Annotated in this window: 13 protein-coding genes and 1 pseudogene; 8 read left to right on the forward strand and 6 right to left on the reverse strand. The window is 55.1% G+C overall.

The features are described from left to right. Window positions 1-61: 61 nt before the first annotated feature. The 4 genes from uidA to I5P96_RS11700 all read right to left on the reverse strand — a co-directional run bounded on the left by uidA (window position 62) and on the right by I5P96_RS11700 (window position 5,148). Window positions 62-1,855 (reverse strand): beta-glucuronidase, encoded by a 1,794-nt coding sequence (uidA, locus tag I5P96_RS11685; protein ID WP_223382248.1) that lies wholly within the window; start codon window positions 1,853-1,855, stop codon window positions 62-64. Window positions 1,856-1,923: 68 nt separating this feature from the next. After that, window positions 1,924-2,784, reverse strand: a complete 861-nt coding sequence (locus I5P96_RS11690; RefSeq protein WP_223382249.1) for a carbohydrate ABC transporter permease — start codon at window positions 2,782-2,784, stop codon at window positions 1,924-1,926. Window positions 2,785-2,801: 17 nt separating this feature from the next. Further along, window positions 2,802-3,728 carry a carbohydrate ABC transporter permease gene (locus I5P96_RS11695; RefSeq protein WP_118553844.1) on the reverse strand — a complete coding sequence of 309 codons (927 nt, stop codon included), beginning with the start codon at window positions 3,726-3,728 and terminating at the stop codon, window positions 2,802-2,804. Between the two features lie 103 nt (window positions 3,729-3,831). Continuing rightward, complete coding sequence (locus I5P96_RS11700) at window positions 3,832-5,148, reverse strand: ABC transporter substrate-binding protein (RefSeq protein WP_223382250.1); 1,317 nt, start codon at window positions 5,146-5,148, stop codon at window positions 3,832-3,834. 341 nt (window positions 5,149-5,489) lie between these two features. On the opposite strand from I5P96_RS11700, the gene I5P96_RS11705 reads away from it, so the two are divergent. The 5 genes from I5P96_RS11705 (at window position 5,490) to I5P96_RS11725 (ending at window position 12,691) form a co-directional block, all read left to right on the forward strand. After that, entirely contained in the window at window positions 5,490-7,310 is a 1,821-nt protein-coding gene (locus I5P96_RS11705) for a sensor histidine kinase (protein WP_223382251.1), read from the forward strand. After that, window positions 7,285-8,547, forward strand: coding sequence for a response regulator (locus I5P96_RS11710; RefSeq protein ID WP_223382252.1), 1,263 nt, complete (start codon window positions 7,285-7,287; stop codon window positions 8,545-8,547). The genes I5P96_RS11705 and I5P96_RS11710 overlap by 26 nt, the downstream gene beginning before the upstream one ends. Window positions 8,548-8,683: 136 nt before the next feature. Continuing rightward, window positions 8,684-10,480 carry a heparinase II/III family protein gene (locus tag I5P96_RS11715; RefSeq protein WP_223382254.1) on the forward strand — a complete coding sequence of 599 codons (1,797 nt, stop codon included), beginning with the start codon at window positions 8,684-8,686 and terminating at the stop codon, window positions 10,478-10,480. 11 nt (window positions 10,481-10,491) lie between these two features. Beyond that, a complete protein-coding gene (locus I5P96_RS11720; RefSeq protein WP_223382256.1) occupies window positions 10,492-11,286 on the forward strand; it encodes a carbohydrate-binding protein in 795 nt (264 codons plus the stop codon). 1 nt (window position 11,287) lies between these two features. Next, the gene (locus tag I5P96_RS11725; protein WP_223382257.1) at window positions 11,288-12,691 is read left to right on the forward strand and encodes a hypothetical protein; all 1,404 of its coding nucleotides are present in this window, start codon (window positions 11,288-11,290) and stop codon (window positions 12,689-12,691) included. A 726-nt stretch (window positions 12,692-13,417) separates the two neighbouring features. Here I5P96_RS11725 and I5P96_RS11730 read toward each other — a convergent pair. Then, on the reverse strand, window positions 13,418-14,329 hold the full coding sequence (locus tag I5P96_RS11730) for a helix-turn-helix domain-containing protein (protein ID WP_223382258.1): 912 nt from the start codon (window positions 14,327-14,329) through the stop codon (window positions 13,418-13,420). Between the two features lie 202 nt (window positions 14,330-14,531). Here I5P96_RS11730 and I5P96_RS11735 point away from each other — a divergent pair, with 202 nt between their 5' ends. Beyond that, window positions 14,532-16,133 carry an ATP-binding cassette domain-containing protein gene (locus I5P96_RS11735; RefSeq protein WP_223382259.1) on the forward strand — a complete coding sequence of 534 codons (1,602 nt, stop codon included), beginning with the start codon at window positions 14,532-14,534 and terminating at the stop codon, window positions 16,131-16,133. A 272-nt stretch (window positions 16,134-16,405) separates the two neighbouring features. On the opposite strand, the pseudogene I5P96_RS14310 reads toward I5P96_RS11735, so the two are convergent. Next, window positions 16,406-16,510, reverse strand: a pseudogene (locus I5P96_RS14310) (recombinase family protein); the annotation flags it as partial. A 277-nt stretch (window positions 16,511-16,787) separates the two neighbouring features. Here I5P96_RS14310 and I5P96_RS11745 point away from each other — a divergent pair. Continuing rightward, on the forward strand, window positions 16,788-17,600 hold the full coding sequence (locus I5P96_RS11745) for a MurR/RpiR family transcriptional regulator (RefSeq protein ID WP_118553854.1): 813 nt from the start codon (window positions 16,788-16,790) through the stop codon (window positions 17,598-17,600). Between the two features lie 294 nt (window positions 17,601-17,894). Continuing rightward, window positions 17,895-18,662: a ChbG/HpnK family deacetylase gene (locus I5P96_RS11750; protein ID WP_223382261.1), complete on the forward strand. Its 768-nt coding sequence runs from the start codon at window positions 17,895-17,897 to the stop codon at window positions 18,660-18,662. Window positions 18,663-18,667 lie beyond the last annotated feature (5 nt).

Below are 18,667 nucleotides of genomic sequence, written 5' to 3' on the forward strand. Positions count from 1 at the left end.
TTTTCCTCTTTGCCAAGGGCTCCCCTATTAGGGGAGCTGTCTGCGAAGCAGACTGAGAGGTTTATTTGAAGTAAAACGTTGGAATGTCCTTCCAGCGTTCTCTCAGGAAGTGCGCCCCCAGCTTGGGGCGGCGGTCACGGGTAAACAGACCCTTTTTGTTGCCGTCCACCCGCATGGGGCCCTGCACGGTGTCATAGTCCGCAAAGTTCCAGACAAATTCTCCCACAAACCAGGGGCGCTTGTCAAACTCCGCATCCAGACGGCGGTAAAACTCCACCTGAAACTCCTCGCTGAACATCTCGGCTCCGGCAGTGTGCAGACCGGCAAGGGTGTCTGCGCCGTATTCGCTCATCATCACAGGCTTGTGCTGGTCTGCCCAGAAATCCAGCTCCTGATTCAGGCCATAGCAGGCGGCATCCAGATCGCCGGACAGGTTGTACCAGCCGTAATAACGGTTGATGCAGACGATATCCATAGTGCGGGTAGTGATGTCCCTGGTGTAGTCGTTCTGGCAGCAGACCAGGGTGACGGGGCGGTTCTGCGGGTCCAGCTGATGGGCCAGCTCATAGAGGGGGTACCAGTAGTCGTAGGCATCCTGCGGGAAGTGTTCCAGATCCGGCTCGTTGCCAAGGCTCCACAGCACCACGCAGGGGTGGTTTTTGTCCCGCCGGATCATCTCGGTCAGCACCTGCCGGTGATGCTCGGCGATGGGGTATTCCTTGTAGGGGTTCAGCACTGCCCCGCCGCCGATGCCCACCGCCGGGGTTTCGTCCATGACCAGAATGCCCTCCCGGTCGCACAGATCGTAAAACTCCTCAGCGTAGGGATAGTGGCTGGTGCGCACGGCATTGGCATTGGCCCAGTGGATGAGGTTTACATCTTTTACGTTCAGCACCGGGTCAAAGCCACGGCCATGGGCGGTAAAATCCTCGTGCTTGCAAAAGCCCTTGAAATAGAGCGGCTTGCCGTTCAAAAGCACCTGTGTACCCCGCACCTCGATGCTGCGCACGCCAAAGGTCTGGTCGTAGACGTCCGCCCCGCAGGTGATGTGCAGGGTATAAAGATAGGGCACGCCGGGCTTCGGCTCCCAGAGCTGCACCTCCGGGATGGTCAAGGTGCCCGCTGCGCCCTCGGCGCTTGCAACAGCCTTGCCGTCAGCCTCCAGCACAGTGACAGCCACCGGTGCGGTGCCCACGGTCTGGATGCGGTAATCCACCCTGCCATCCGTGTGCGGCACTACAGTCACATCCTCGATATACTCTTTGGGGGTGGTGTAGAGCACCACCGGGCGGTGGATGCCCGCATAGTTGAAGAAATCAAAGTTGGGGCGGTTCTGGGGTGCGGCGGCGCGCTTGGCAGCTTCTACGCTGGGGATGCCCGCATTGTCCGAGCCAAAGAAGGCCAGCTGGCCGTCCTCGTTGCCCACAGGCAGAGTGCTGTGGTTCACCCGGTTGTCGCAGGCCACGGTGAGCAGAGCCGTTTCACCGGGGCGCAGCAGTGCGGTGACATCGGCTTCAAAGGGGGTGAAGCCGCCCTTGTGCTGCGCAATGAGCTGACCGTTCAGCCAGACCTTTGCCGTGTGGGTCACCGAGCCAAACCGCAGCACCACCCGCTGCCCGGCGCAGAAGGCGGGCAGGGTGAACTTGCGCTGATACCATGCCCAGCCGTAGTGGCGGCGCAGGGCCGTGGTCTGGTCGTTCTGGTCGTTGTAGCTGGCAGGAACGGCGATGGGCTGCGTGTCCGGCAGGGGCTTTGCGGGGTCGAACTGGTTTTCCTCGCAGCTGCCCAGCGCAAACTCCCATGTGCCGTCCATGCTCAGTTTCAGGCGTGCTTCATTCTGCTCCGGATATAACATAACGTTTTCCCTCTATCCAAAAAATGCGGGGCGCGGGGACTGCCCGCACCCCGCTTACGGGTGTTATTTTAGCCCTTGATACCGGTGGATGCAACACCCTGCACAAAATATTTCTGCAGAGAAAGGAATACGATCAGCACAGGGATCAGTGCCACCACAGAGGCCGCCATGATCAGGCCGTATTCTGCGGAATACTGGGTAATGAACATCCGCAGGCCGATCTGGATGGTCTTGAGCTCGGTCTTGGTCAGGTAGATCAGGGGGCCAAGGAAGTCGTTCCAGGTGTTCACGAAGGTGAAGATGGTCAGGGTGGACAGGGCGGGCAGGCTCAGAGGCAGCATAATGTGCCACCAGATGCCGTATTCGCTCAGGCCGTCGATGCGGGCGGCCTCACACAGTTCAGTGGGCACACCCTCGTAGAACTGCTTCATCAGGAACACGCCGAAGGCACTGAAGGCCTGCAGGCACATAATGGCCAGATGGGTGTTGTTCAGATGCCAAGAGCTCATCATCATGAACTGGGGCACCATGTAGGCCTGCCACGGCACTGCAATGGTGGCGATGTACCCCAGGAACAGCACATTCTTGCCCTTGAACTGCATCTTGGCAAAGGCGTAGGCCGCAAAGGAGGAGGTGAACAGCTGCAACAGGGTGACCACCACCGTGATCTTGACCGTGTTCTTCACGAAGGTCAGCAGCGGGATCTGGGTCCAGATGTCCACATAGTTCTGCCAGCGGGGATTTTTGGGGATCCACTGGATGGGGAAGCCGAACACGTCCTTATTCAGCTTAAAAGAGGAGGACAGCATCCACAAAAAGGGCAGCAGCATGCAGGCTGTGATGACGATGAGGAAGAAATAGATCAGGAACTTGGAGATGAAATTGCGGCGCTTCTGAGAAGCGTGGTCTTTGCGTACAGCAGTCGTCATAGTTTCTTCCTCCTTTCTCAGTTCTCGCCCTTGGAGCCGCGGAACTGGATGATCGTAACGATCAGCACCAGTACAAACAGCACCATGGCAATGGCACTTGCGTAGCCGTATTTCGGGGTGTTGACGAAGGCAACATTGTAAATATAGTACACCAGCGTCATGGTGGCTGTGCCGGGGCCGCCCTGCGTGATCATGTACATCTGGTCGTAGACCTTGAAGCCGGAGATGGTGAGCATGATGACCACAAAGAAGGTGGTGGGACGCAGCTGGGGCAGGGTGATGTGCCAGAACTGCTGCCAACGGTTGGCACCGTCCAGCTCGGCGGCTTCGTTCAGGTCCGGGTTACAGCCCTGCAAGCCGGCCAGATAAATGACCATATAGTAGCCCATGTTCTTCCACACACTGAACAGGATGACCGTCAGCATGGCGGTGTCCTTACCGGCAGCCCAGCGGGGCAGGTTTTCCACCGCCACGCCGAAGAACTGGTTCAGGATCATGTTGATGGGGCCCATGGAGGGGTTGAAGATCATGTTCCACACCGCTGCCACCGCCACCAGCGAGGCAACGTAAGGGAAGAATGCCACGGTGCGGAAGAAGTTGCGCAGCTTCACATTCTGGTTCAGCAGCACAGCCATGGCCAGCGAGCAGGCCAGCGTCAGCGGCACAGTGCCAATGACATAGACGATGGTGTTTTTCAGCGCCGCCTGAAAAATTTTATCGGTGGTGAAAAGCTTTACAAAGTTCTTCAGGCCGATAAATTCAATGGCGTGGCGGCCATCCCATGCGCAGAAGGCAAGCGCAATGGCGAACACCATGGGCACCAGTGTGAACACGCAGAAGCCAATGAAGTTTGGCGCAATGAAGGAATACGCGATCAGAGAATCGCGGGTCGATTTTTTTAGCACTTTACGGGGAGTTTTATTCTGGACAGTAGCACTCGCCATAAAAGAGCCTCCTTTCCGTTGACAAGGCGGGAGGGCGGGCAATCGCCCGCCCTCCGGTGTTTTATGATGAAGAAGGAGATGATGAGAAAGCAGCGGGAGACGATCAGCCCAGAACTGCGGGAACCTGATCGTTCATGTTCTGGATGCCCTCGTCCACGGTCTCGCTCATGGTCATAATGGCATCGTGCTCGGCGTTCAGGATGGTCTCGATATCCGATGCGTACTGGGTGTAGGGCATCTCCAGATAGACATTGCTGGTGGTCAGCGCATCCACAGAATTGCTGTCTTCGGGGAAGCCCTCGGTGGATTTGATGATCTCAGCGGTAGCGTCAGAGCCACAGGCCGGGAAGGTGCCGGTCTTGGCAATAGCCTGTGCGCCCTCCTCGGAGACACACCAGTTGATGAAGTCGGCAGCAGCGTCTGCCTTGGGAGAGTCGGCGTTGATGGCCAGGCTGGTCACAGTGCCCAGCGTAGAACCGGCAGCTGCACCGGCGGGGTGGGGGTACTTGACGATGCCCCAGTTGAACTTGGTTTCGGCATCCTTCATGTAGGCTTCCAGCGTGGAGATGAACCAGCTGCCCATGTTGACCATTGCGCACTGCTGGTTCTCAAAGGCGGCGGAGTAATGCAGAGAGGAGGTCTTGAGGTAGCCGTAGTCCATGCAGATGCCGTCCTTCTGCTGGGCAATGACCATATCGTAGGTGGGCTTCATGAAGTCGTAGGTGCCATCGATGATGGTGTTCTTGCCGTCCAGAATGGAGAACAGAGAAGCGGCGGAGCGCCAGGTGTGATAGTGGCAGCCATAGACCTTGGTATCGCCGGAGCCGCTGGTCATCTTGCGGGCCAGCGCATCGTAATCTTCCAGCGTCAGGTCATTGGAGGGGTACTCCACACCGGCCTTATCGAACAGGTCCTTGTTGTAGTACACCACCCAGAAGTCGCTGCGGAAGGGCACGGCGTAGAAGTTGCCGTCATCGGTAGTCAGCTGCTCGATGGTGCCGTTGAAATCGCCGGTGTCGCGGGTCAGCACCTCGTTCAGGGGCTTGAGGTAATCCAGATTGATGAGGTTTGCGTAGCCGGGAATATCCTTGATGGTCACGATATCCAGATCGGCGCTGCCGGCCAGCTGGGTAGCCAGAACGGTCATGTAATCGCTGGAGCCCAGATCCACCATCTCGATGGTCACGTCCTTGTGGCTTGCCATGTAGCCGTCGGCCATGGCCTGCCAGTAGGGGGTGGACTCCTTATCCCACACCGACCACTGCAGGGTAACAGGGCCTGCGGCTGCGGATGCAGCGGTGGAACCGGCAGTGGAGGAAGCAGCGGCAGAGCTGGAAGAGCCGCCGCAGGCGGTCAGGGCAGCAGCTGCGCCGCAGGCGGCGGCAGCGGTCAGGAACGAACGACGAGAGATCTTTTTCATAAGTCTTGTCCTCCTTCAGGGCAGTGCGTTTTTTGTGCAGCGGTCTCCCCCGTGCCGGGGAGCCGCTCGCTTTTGTTGATACTAGAATACCGCAAAACAGCCCCAACCGGAATGGAATTATTCCGGGCGGGGCTGTATTTTTTGCAGGCCTTTCTCAAAAAGATGCACTTTCTTATGCTGAAATCTGTACTTTCTTGATTTCTTGCACAGATTGCAAATGTGCAACAAATAAAAACAGTACAATGTATACAAAAATCATGCAAAAAGCCGTTGACAAAGGCCGCAAAAATCAGTACTGTATAAATTGGAAGCTGTCCAATGAAAGGGAAAGGAGAATGCGTATGGATCGCCCCGGGCACCGCTTTTCACTGCGGCGGCAGATCGTGTGGAGCACGCGCGTTTTTACAGTGCTGACCTCCCTTGCTGTCTGCGCGGCACTGTTTTTTCTTTCCAACCAATATGTCCGTACAAACACCCTGCAGGCGGCAGAGTTCAACCTGCGGCTGGTGGCCACCAGCATCGAGACAAGCCTGAACGATGCGGATGCTCTTTTGAACTGGGCCTCCATCAACGACACCGTGCGCCGCTATCTTTCACAGGAAGAGGTCAACGGCCCCCAGACCATTGCAGCTTACAAGGCGGCGCAGGAAAAGTATTATTCCAACCCGCTGTACCCCAAGGTCATCCGGTTCTTTATGAGCAACGAAAACGACCGGCACCTGCAGTTCGGCCCGCTGAACAGCTCTTCGGCCCTGAACCAGAGCAGCGTATCCCTGTTTTTGCAGCAGGGATACGGGATGCGGTTCACCACCGACCCGCTGATGATCTCTCACCCGGCCTGCCTTGCCATCAGCAGGCCCATCCGTTCCGGCCATGGAACGATGCATCGCGGCACAGCCTACCTTGCGCTGGATCCATCGGTCATCACCGATCCCGCAGCGGGCTATACCACGAGCGAGGGCAGCGCACTCTATTGGGAAATGGGCAATCAGCTCTGGCAGATCGAGGATGGCCGCCTGACCCAGGTGGAAACTGCCTTTTCTGATGTTTCCTACACACTGCGCTCCACGGTGGAGAACCGCACCTGGAAGCAGTCCGCATGGCAGGGGCGCTTCCGGAAGGGCGGCAGCAGTTATTTTGCAATCAAGGTCGTTCTGGAGGGCCGGGGTGCAGCACTGATCCAGGTGATGCCCGAAAGCACCTTTTTACAGCAGCGCCGTGTCTATCTGTGGCTGCTGGGGCTGGGGCTTGCCATCGTGTGGGGACTGAGCTTTTTAATGCAGCATTGGCTGGAATGGGCCATTACCCGCCCGGTGGAGGCCCTGCAGAAGCGGATCGAAGCTGTGGGCGGCGGCGACTTTACTGCCGACCCTGCCGTAGAGTGGCCCAATGAGCTGGGCGACATTGGCCGAGGCATCAACAAGCTGGCCGCCGATGTGGACGGCCTGATGAACCGCCGGGTGGAGGACGAGCGCAAAAAACAGGAGCTGGAATACCGGATGCTCCAAAGCGAGATCAACCCCCACTTTATCTACAATACCCTGAACAGCATCCGCTGGATGGCCACCATCCAGCACGCGCCCGGCATTGCCGAGATGGTGACCGCCTTTGCCCGGCTGACCAAGAGCATCTCAAAGGAAACGCAGAAGCTGGTGCCCCTGCAGGAGGAGCTGGCTCTGCTCAACGATTACTTTACCATCCAGCAGTACCGCTATGGCGGCGATCTGGAGATTGAGGTTTCCCGGATCGAGGACGAGCGGCTTTGCCGGGACTGCCTGATCCCCCGCTTTACGCTGCAGCCGCTGGTGGAGAACGCCATTTTCCACGGGCTGGAGCCCAAGGGCGGCCACGGCAGCGTTCTGCTGGATATTTCCATCGATCCGGCCACGGGGGATGTGCTGCTGCGGCTGACCGACGACGGCATCGGGATGCCGCCGGAGCAGGTGGCGCATCTGCTGGACGCACCCGCCGGGGAAAAAGAAAAGGCCGAAAAGTTCCGCCATGTTGGATTGTGGAACGTGAACCGCCGCATCCAGTATTCGTTCGGCGAAGCTTACGGCCTGACCATTGAAAGCGAGGAGGGCATCGGGACTGAGGTGACCATCCGACTGCCCTATCAGAGGAAAGGAAACGATCATGCTGCGGATCTTACTTGTGGATGATGAGCCGCTGGTCCTCATTGGCCTGCAGGGAATGCTGGAATGGGAAAAGCTGGGCTATACTGTCTGCGGCACTGCCCGCAACGGCAAGCTGGCGCTGGAAATGATCGAGCGCGAAAAGCCGGATATCGTGGTGGCAGACGTAAAAATGCCCCTGATGGATGGCCTGACCCTGGCCCGCACCTGCCGGGAACGGGGGCCGCTGCCCGCCTTTATTATGCTGACCAGCTTTGAGGAATTTGACTACATCAAACAGGCCATGGGGGCCGGGGTGGTGGATTACCTTGTTAAGCTGGACCTGACCCCGGAAAATCTGCAGACCGCGCTGGCCCGCGCCGCAGAACGCGTCAAAAAGGAGCGGGCGCTGCTTGGGGAGCTGTCGGTGCAGGAAAACCTTGCCGAGAGCGTGCGCACCTATCAGGAACGCTTTTTTGTGCGGCTGTACGCTGGGCTGTTCCCGGACGAGCAATCTTTGGAGCAGCCGCTGCAGCACATGGAACTGAACCTTACAAGCGACGACTACCTTGTGGCCAGCTGCGAGATCATTGCCAACACAGAGCTTGCCCCCGCACAGCAGCTGAAACTGAGCTTTTCCTGTGCACGGATGTTGGAAACCACCCTGCAAAATTATCTGCCCTGCTACGTAACCGGGGCCGATGCCATGCGCTGCAATGTGCTGTTCTGCCTGACCGATGCCCAATGCCAGAACTACCGGGCAGTGCTGCTTCCCCTGCTGGAGCGGGCCAGCCAGATCTTGTACAACTACTTCACGGTCCGGCTGCTCTGGGCTGTGGGGCGGCCCACCAATTCCCTGCTGGGCCTTGCCCGCCGCTGCCGTGAAAATGCCCACCTGCAGCCCATCTTGACCGCTGAAAATCCCATCCAGTTTGTGGAGGCCGGTGACGGCGATGCTACGGCTGGAAAGATGCAGGTGGTGGCACAGGTGCAGGAGTATATCAAAAATCACCTTTCGGAAAAACTGACGCTGGCCGATGTGGCGGCGGTGTTCAACTTTTCGCCCAACTACCTCAGCCAGCTTTTTGGCAAATACGGCGACAGCGGCTTTGTGGAGTATATCACCGAAACCCGCATTGCCGCCGCCAAGGAGATGCTGGAACAGGGCAACCTGAAGGTGTACGAGATCGCGGAAAAACTGGGCTATGAGAGCTCGTTCTATTTCTCCAAGGTGTTCAAAAAGGTCACGGGGCTCAGCCCGCGGGAATACCAGCAAAGCTTGTAAACCTCTCCAGTCACGCTTCGCGTGCCAGCTCCCCTGATAGGGGAGCCCTTGGCAGGTCGGGCAGAAATCATCTAACTGAGTTGGGCTCGCCAAACGATGAGCGGCAGGGCCTTGCAGTAAATCATCAGGAGGCATTATGATATCTGAACAACTTTCTTTTCTTCCGGACAGTCTGCCCGACTCTCATCCCTTTCCGCCTGCCAGAGAGCGCACGGTATGGAATGCCCTACCCCAGCGGGTCAAAGACCGCTTTTTGAAGGCAGGCGAAGCTGCGCTGGCTGCGGCCATTGCGCCGCTGCCGCTCTCGCTCTGGCTGGACTTTTCCCACATCGGCCGACGCACAGCGTGGGAAGATGCCTATTTCTCCCGCCGGGCACGGCTGTGTGCACTGGTGTGCGCCGAATGCGTGGAGCACACCGGGCGTTTTCTGGGTGCCATTGCAGATACCGTATGGGCACTCTGCGAGGAAAGCGCATGGCAGCTGCCCGCCCACAACAGCTACATCCGGGACACGCCGCAGCTGCCCCTGCCGGACACTACCCGCCCCATCGTGGACCTTTTTGCTGCCGAGACCGGGGCCCTGCTGGCGCTGACCCGGTACTTACTGCCGGACGAGCTGGACACCGCCGCGCCGGGCATCACGGTGCGGATGGAGCGGGAGCTGAACACCCGCATCCTGACGCCCTATTTTACAAGCCACTTCTGGTGGATGGGCAACGGCGCGGAGCCTATGTGCAACTGGACGAGCTGGTGCACCCAGAATGTTCTGCTCACGGTCTTTCTGCTGCCCACCACACAGTCCGAGCGGAAAGCCGCTGTCAAACAGGCTGCATACAGTCTGGATTGCTTTTTGAAGGACTATGGCACGGACGGCTGCTGCAACGAAGGAGCCCAGTATTACCGCCACGCCGGGCTGACCCTGTGGGGGTGTCTGGAGATCTTATCTGCCATCGCGCCGGAGGCCTTCCGCCCGCTATTCAGCGAAGCAAAGATCAAAAATATTGCGGAGTACATCTGCAACGTCCATGTAGAAGGGCCTTATTACCTGAACTTTGGCGATTGCAGCCCCCTTGCCGGGCGGTGCGGTGCACGAGAATACCGCTTTGGACAGGCTGTGGGCAGCGATGCTTTGCAAGCCCTTGCGGCGGCAGACTTCCGCGCCGATGCCGACCCCGACCATTTGCAGAACCCGGACGGCAGCACCCACATCAACCTGTGGTACCGGCTAACCACCGCCTTTGCAGAAGAAGAAATGATGGCGTACTCCGCAACGCCCCGGCACCATTTAACAGTGTGGTACCCCAGCGTGGGCGTCTATGCCGCGCGGCAGGGCAGCTGGATGCTGGGGGCAAAGTTCGGCTCCAACGGCGACAGCCACAACCACAACGATACCGGCAGCATCACCGTGTACAAGGACGGCAGGCCGTTCCTCATCGATATCGGGGTGGAGAGCTACACCCAAAAGACCTTCAGCCCTCAGCGGTACGAGATCTGGACCATGCAGAGCGCATGGCACAATCTGCCCACCTTTGACGGCGTGCAGCAGCTTCCCGGCGCGGAATACGCTGCCAGGGAGGTGTGCACCGATAAAAACAGCATCACCGGCGAACTGGCGGGCGCGTACCCTCCCATTCCGGGGCTTACCACCTACCGCCGCTGTGTATCGGTCGGCGATCAGGGCATCGCCCTGCGGGACGAAACGGACTATCCCGGCATCGTGGAGCTGACCCTGCTCACCGAGCAGAAACCCGTGCCCACAGCGGACGGCTTTGCGGTAGGCACGCTGGGCGGCATCCGCTTTGACCCGGATGCCGCAACGGCTGCTGTTACGCCGGTGCCCATCACCGACCCGCGCCTGCGCACTGCATGGCCGGAAACGATTTATAAGATCACCCTGCATTTCCAAAAAATGCTGAGCCTTACGCTATATTAAGGAGAACCGCTATGGAAACCATCAAGCTGAAAATTCTGGACGAAGCGGGTCACACCCTGATGACCTGTGACGCCGACACCGCCGTATCCCTTGTTTACACCAACTGCTATAAGCCCGGCGACCGGGTGGCGCTGGAGATCGACCATCCCGGCCAGTACTGCGTTATCCAGTTCGAGGACACCATGCCCGAAGCCCTTGTGTATGTGGTCAAGCGGGAGATCAATTTCCACATTCCCTTCGGGGAGCAGGCCATCACCTACTCCCCCAAGAGCTTTGTGGGCAGCCGTCACGTCATCCGGGCGCGCCTTGCGCTGCCGGAGGAGATCGCCGCCCGGCGAAACTTGGCCTTTAACTGCTACGATGAACACGGCGACACCGGTTTTTATCCCCACGCCAGCGCCAACGTGGAAACGCGCGGCGAGGCGGTGTTTGCCGCCCGCAACGCCATCGACGGCATTTTTGAGAACAGTGCCCACGGCGAGTACCCCTACCAGAGCTGGGGCATCAACCGCGACCCGAACGCCGCTCTGACCTTGGATTTTGGCCGCGAGGTACTGCTGGATGAGCTGCGCATCACCGAGCGGGCAGATTTTCCTCACGACAATTACTGGGTCAAGGCCACGGTGGCGTTTTCCGACGGCAGCAGGTTGGACATCCCGCTGGTGAAAAGCGCCAAGCCCCAGAGCGTGGCCTTCGAGCCCAAGCGGGTGCGCAGCCTTGTGCTGAAGGATCTGATTCAGGCCGAGGGAACTTCGCCCTTCCCTGCCTTGACCCAGATCGAAGCCTTTGGCACCGAGGTAAAGTGATATGAGCATCTACAATGCCCTTTATGGGCGGGACGGTCACGGCATAAATCCGAACGAGCCGGAGAAAAAAGGCTTTGCACGCTTTTGCCAGATGGTCGGCCGCGACCTCGGCCAGCTGCTGGGCACGAACCTGATGGTCTGTATCCTCTGCCTGCCCGCTGCGCTGGGCGTCTCGCTGGGGGTCACCCTGTTCTCCCTGCCGCTTACGGTGGTGTGCAGCGCGGTGACCGGTCTGCTGGTCGGCCCTGCCATGGTGTTGCTTGCCGACTGCGCCCTGCGCAGCCTGCAGAATGACCCCTCCCAGTGGCTGCCCCGGGCAAAGCAGACCCTTGCCGCCCATTGGAAAGCCGCCTGCGGCTTTGGCGCTGTGGGCACGCTGGCACTGGGGCTGCTGTGCTTTATATCGGCCTTTGTGTTTGATGCCGCCGCCCGGCAGGGCTACTACCCCGGCCTTGCGGTGCTGGTATTTCTGGCACTGGACTTTCTGGTGCTGGCGGTTTTCGGCACTCTGTGCGCCGCCGTACTGCCGCTGCAGCCCCGCACCCCGGACAGCCTGCTGCGCCGGGCGGGCAGGCTGCTGCTCACCGTGCCGGGCCGCTGCGTATTGGCAGGCGTTATCATGCTGGCGGGCATCGGCGGCATGATCTTGCTGTTCCCGGTCAGCGTGTTCTGGGCGGTACTGTTCGGTTTCTGGCTGCCGGGGCTCGCCGCCATGCAGACCCTGTTCCCCGTTTTGCGGCAGGAGTACGGCGTGCAAGTGCGCACCATCCCGCGCCCGGCAGCGCCGGAAAAGCCCCTGACCGCGCAGGAGCAGAAAAAGCGCTCCCGCGCCAACTGGTGGTATTATAATTGGGGCATCGTGGCAGTGGCGGCGATGGTCATTGTGGGCGTGGCGTATGTGGCCCACGGTCTGCTGACCACCGTAGACCCCGATTACACCGTGGCCGTGGTCACGGCAGAATCTCTGCCGGACGAGGCCGTGCAACGCCTACAGACTGCGCTGGCAGACTATGCGGAGGACGCCAACGGTGACGGGGCGGTCATCGTGCAGGTGAATAACTACACATGGAGCGCCGATGCCGCCCTGACCGACATGAACGGGCAAATGGCCGGTGCCACCCAGATGAACACCGACCTTGCCAACGGCGAGAGCAAAATCTGGATCCTCGAAGACCCAGAGGGCTTTGAGCAGGCTTATGGGGCGCTGAGCGAAAAGCTGGGCGCCGACTGGCAGACAAAGCTCATGCCGTGGAGCGATCTGCCCGCCCTTTCCGCGCTGGAACTGGGCAGCTACAATACTGCCGCCGACGGAAGTCAGACTGTGGATGTTCAAAGCCGCTTTGCCGGGTACAGCGTGGCGGTGTTCGATTTCTCAGATGAGCTGTGGCAGGCGCTCAATTCGTAAACAGAAACGACCGTCCGTTCTCTTTTTGTTTATGTGGTATTCTATCCACAGAAAAATAGACGGAGGTATACCGCCATAAATCCCCATACCACGCTGAATCTTGCCAAGATTGCTCTGTGCGCGGTGGAAACCGTACTGAGGAATACTTCGCCCGGTGCAGAGGACCATCCCCCAGCCAGTTGAATAAAATAACAACGCTGCAAATGCTTATCGTCAGGCTGTTACAGATGCAGCAGCATAAAACGGACATTTCTTCAATAAAAAAATCAAGTAGACTTCAATTTGAGCAAAATAGTAAGACTTCTTATGCTTTACCGTCATAAATTTTTCAAAATCATCTTAACGCACCTTGCGAAACATGATATTCTCTGTCACAAATCTCACTGATTTTGTGGATTGGTTTGAAACCATCCACAAGATGTGGTCGTGTTCATTTTGAACGCTGCCTCACCGTGGATTATCCCTGAAAGATCAACCGCCCCGCAACACACCCGATTCATTTTGCCGCTGTTTCACCCCGACAAAATCTTTCGCCTGTACTGCGTGGGCGGTATTTTTCTTTTCTGGAAAGCTGCACCTTGACAACCGCATGAGCCGTCCGAACGTGATACTGGCTTTCCAGCCAACGCCGCTGCACAAACAGGGGCAGGGACTTCGTTCGGAGCAAACGGTGACCCCACTACACCAGCAGATGCCGCTACACCACAGGACGATATTACTTAACATTTAGAAAATAATGTCCAGATATTTTTGGGCCTCATTACGAATAATCTGCAAGTCATCCTCGTATCCCATAACTTTGCAAATGTAAAAGGCCTCACGATATCGCTCTGCACTCTCTTCTTTTTTGCCATGGAAGAAATCACACTCAGCTTCGATTTCCAGGCAAGAGTGAAGTACTTGATAATGTCCATATTTAATGCAAGCTTCTTTTCCATTTCTTGCAACTCTTGCGCTTTCTTCATATCTTTCCAACAAGTCCAGAGATCTGGCAAAATTGTAGAGAACCAAAGGAAGCATCCTGTTTGATGTGACCATTTCTTGGAGATGGCGTCTCATATACTGAAGCAACCGATAAAAAATATCGGCTGCTTTTTCATTATCACCCGCCAAAGAATAAGCATTTCCAATTTGATTGACTAGCTTCATTTCGTCCAACGTGTAAAGATAGTCTTCAATTTTACTCAGTCGAAAATTTGGTATCGTCATTTGAATAGCTTGCATAAGCATTTGGATTCGCTCGTCACTTGAATACCTTTTATCCAGCCCACCAAGAAGAACCTTTGATCGGAGAATAAATTGCTGTGTAATTTGATCATCTGGCTTTACAATTTTTTCAAGCTGACTGATTTTATCAAAGCCTTCATTAACGTGTTTCAGCGCATTGCATGCCACGATTTCCTTTTCCAATGCCTCTATTTCCAGCTCCTCTGGTGTTACAAGTGCATAATACCGATCATCTGGCAAGCCAAGGCGTTGTAGAATAGCATTGATCCTTGTACGACTGGGGGTCTGCCTTCCATTTTCAAATCTGGAGAGAGTAACAGGCTCGCAAATGCCTGCACAGACTTGCTCCTGCGTCAAATTCAACTCCTGCCGTCGCTGGCGGATATAATCACCAAGCCTATAGTTCTGCATTCTTCCGTACCTCAAACAATCAATATTATCATTATTATAGTACGCCTTATGCCATCACACAAGCACTTCTCTCGTTGACTTGTCGTCTTATAAAATTATTTATTACACCAGACGATATGGTCAGCCGGTTTTTACTGTGATAAGATGTAGACACCGCAAAACTCACGGCTTAACCTACAAAGTCAGGGAGAGGAGACTTCAAATGAAACAATATCTTGAAAAACGTGGGATCTACATTACTTGGTCTCAGCTGGTTATGCGGATCATTTTTGACTTGGTGGGCTTTTTGCTTGCCTTGTTGCCTGCTGGCCTGACTCTGTATCTTACAGATGTCTGGATCACCTCAGGCACTCATATGCCAACCTCGTGGATTTTGGGAATCATTGTTTGTGTTTTTTTGATTCATTCTTACCAGTTTTATTTCGTCAACTATAATTCTCAGATGAATGCAGATCGCATGGCGGGTAATTACCGCCAACATCTGGCGCAAAAGATTTTGAGTAGCAGTATCCCTGCCTATGAGAGCCAGAACAAAGCCCGTATTCAAAATATGGCGAACGATGTCAGTGCGATATATACTGTAAGTAGTTATTTGGTCACAGTACCTGCAAATTTAGTGAAAGTAATCATCATCATTGGACTTCTGCTTTTCTATGCCAGCCCATCTGTTGTACTGACGGCGATCATTTTGATTCCGCTCTATATGGTTCCCAGTTTTCTTAACAAAAGCAAACTGGAAAGACTCGTAGCCAAGGAGAGGGAAGCTGGAGATTTATGGTTTCAGGAATTTGATGTAATTCTCAACGGCAAGGTCAGCATTACTCTAAACAAGGTCGAAAATTATATGCAGAACCGCTATCATGAGGCTCTGAAGTCATATCTTGATGCTCGCAATCGTCAACACTTTCTTCTGCTGATCGTGCAAGAATTCCCTCTTTTTGTCACCACATTGGCACCTCTGCTTATTTTAATCATTGGTGGAAACCAAGTGGTGTTGCAAAACATGACCATCGGTCAGCTGTTATTCTCTATTCAGATTATTGCCTACCTGTTCAATCCTCTGTCAGAAATTTCTCAACTTCATGCCCAGATTATCAGCCAGAAGCCATCCTTCGATCGTGTGGCAGACTTTCTTGCCATGCCAGATCAGCAAAAGAATACAGAAACTGTAGCCCCTCCAAAAATCGAGGCTCATAATATCGACCTGATGCGATCGGAGAGTGAGGCGCTTTTCCATGTGAACGACTTTACTGTCCATGGGAAAGGTCTGGTGCTGATCCATGGAGAGAATGGCTGCGGCAAGTCATCTCTGTTCAATATAATCTCTGGTGTGTTTGCCCCGGACGCAAAGCATCTCCGTTTCAACGAAAACGGAAGATTTAACTGCGACAAATCAAAACTAAGTTATCTTTTCTATCCTAACTTCATTTTTCCAGGTACAGTCCGAGAAAACATTGTTTGTGGACGAAAGATTTCCAATACACAGTATCAAGAACTTGAAACTGTTCTTCAGCTGCCTCCCGCTGACAAGCAGGTGACTATCAAGCCTGAGAATCTTTCTCTGGGCGAAAAGCAAAAGATTTATCTGGCACGTACTCTTTTGGGTAACTCTTCTTGCATCTTGCTGGATGAACCCGGAAGCAACCTTGACGAAAAAACTGAACATAGCCTGATCAATCACTTGTTAAAGCTCCGGGAAAAAAAGTTAATTCTCGTTATCAGTCACAATGCCTACTATGATGCCGTAGCAGATAAAACTTACGAGATTCGTAAAGGAATGATGTATCAGGTACAATCACATTAAGCTGTCTACGGATCGTCAAAGAAGTGTGCGTTTGAACAAAAAGAAAAAGTCCACAAACACTTCCCCTTACCCCGATAAAGCCAGCAAAGAAAAACAGAGCGTTCCGACGGGGAGCGCCCTGTTGTACATATCGCTGTTGTCTGTGGCTTTTGGCAGGGTGCGTCCGCAGGGCGCACCCTGTTTTTTATTTTGTCCTTAATCTTCTAACCCACGGCTCCCAGCCGTATTTTTCAAATATTCTTCCGGCTCGCCGTTTAGAATCAAATCTGCATAATGCCATTCTTTTCGGCATACGCCGTGCATTCCCGGATCTGGCCTTCGACGGATTCTTCGCGCTGATTGTCGCTGGAATAGCGGGCGTAGATTACAGCGGTCATATGAGGGCCTCCCTTCGCTCTGTATGGGGATGGATGTAACTGCATTACATTTCGTATAATGTATACCATATTTTGTGTCCTATTGCAAGGCTTTTGAGTGCCGTCTGGTGGTGTTCTTTTTGAACACTACCTGTTCTTGTACACCAAAGGCAGATGTTCGGCTGCCCGCCGTTATTTTTGGTATGACTTTCTTTCAAAACAATACGCTTCTTTGACATTTCGCTGTCAAATATGATACAATAAAAACACTTTGAGAAAGCGAGGGGAGGCAGCAGCGATGAGCGAAGCAAGAATGATGGGTTCTCTGGCAGACAGGCTGCTCAGTTTTGTGAGCACCACACCCGAACGGGACGCAAACTATGATATCGCAGTGACTCTGCTCAAGCATTACCCCCAGCTCAAAGGGATGACTCTCGGCCAGATCGCGAACCTGTGCTATACCTCCAAGGCGTCCATCTCACGGTTTTGCCGCTTTCTGGGGATGGACAGTTTCAAAGCGTTCCAGGCCTGGCTGGAACAGGACTTCACCATGCGGACCGACTATTCCCGACAGTTCTACACCATGCTGCACAACAATCAGGAAATGGCCATCGGTTCCTATCGCGACACGCTGATCAGCAACATCTATGCTACCATCACGCCTGAAAACGCCGAAGTCATCCCCGACATTGTGCGGGTGTTGCACGGCTGCGGCAAGGCGGCCTATTTCTCCCACCACTTTTTGTGGGACATCGGCCACTACTTCCAAAGTAAAATGATGATTATGGGCCGCTATGTCGAGCTGTTCATGGATTATGCCGCTCAGCTGGAGTGCGCCCGCAGCCTGACCGAAAACGACTTTGCCATCATTTGCAGCGTGGGCGGCAGCTACCCGACTCGTTACCCGGACATCTGTAACGCAATCATTTCCAGCGGCTGCAAGGTTCTGGTCATCACCCAGAACCTTGCCAGCCCCTATTTGAACACCGCCGATTTCATCCTGCAATGCGGCACCACCAACCGCAACGACGTGGGCAAATATGCAGCCCTCATGGCCAACGACCTGATCGTCATGGGCTATATGCAGGCATACGATAAAGCGTTCCAGTAAAGCATAGCAAAAAATACAGCAAGGCCGCGAGGGTTAACTGCCCTGCGGCCTTTTTATTTTGTCAAAGCGCACAAAAAACGATAAAAAAGTTTTTCGCTTTTCAGAAATTGAAACATGCGCTACCAATCTGAAATGGCGCACTTGTATTTGCAACCAAATCGAGTTCCAATCATGTTATAATTTTAGTGCAAAGAGGAAATCGGACTGGCCAGTCGTGAAAACCTTGGTATTGAAACAAATGAAGCAAGAACCAAAAGCAAAAACTGTAACTTTTTCTTTGTAGAGGACAAAACCATGAAACGATTACTCATCCGTGCTGATGACCTTGGCTACTCTGAAGGCATCAACTGCGGCATTGCGGCGGCGGTAGCAGCCGGACTGGTGCGTTCAGTGGGGGTGATGACAAATATGCCCGCAGCTGTCCACGGACTGGGGCTGCTGTATGGCCGCCCCCTTTGTCTAGGGCAGCACACCAACATTTGTGTGGGCCGGCCATTGACTGACCCCGCTCGCATCCCCAGTCTCTGTACGCCGGAAGGAGAGTTCAAACCCAGCCGCGCCTACCGAGAGGCCGCCAAAGAAGGCCGTGACTTTGTGGTGCTGGACGAGGCGATCGAGGAGATTGAAGCCCAGTATCGCCAGTTCAAAGCCTTGACCGGCCGCGAACCGAGCTATTTTGAGGGACACGCAGTGGCCAGCGCCAATTTCTTTCAGGGATTGGAAATCGTTGCCCAGCGGCACGGCCTGCCCTACTTTGCGATGGGCCGTCCCGGCGAGGCAGTAACCTTCCGCCACACCAAAGTGTACGCCTATATGCCTAGAGATTTTAAGGCATACGAGACCGACCCCTTTACGGGCGTACAGGATGCGGTGGCAAATGCTCACGAGGGCGGGTGTGACTTGATGGTCTTCCATCCGGGTTATATCGATGCCTATCTGCTGGACCATTCCAGCATGACGACCACCCGTTTACGAGAAACTTCTATGCTCTGCCGGCCCGAGGTACGCGCCTGGCTGGCGGAGCAGGATGTTCAGCTCGTCACTTACGATGATTTGACTTAAAATAG

This window comes from Faecalibacterium prausnitzii (genome assembly GCF_019967995.1).
GTDB lineage: Bacteria > Bacillota > Clostridia > Oscillospirales > Ruminococcaceae > Faecalibacterium > Faecalibacterium prausnitzii_E.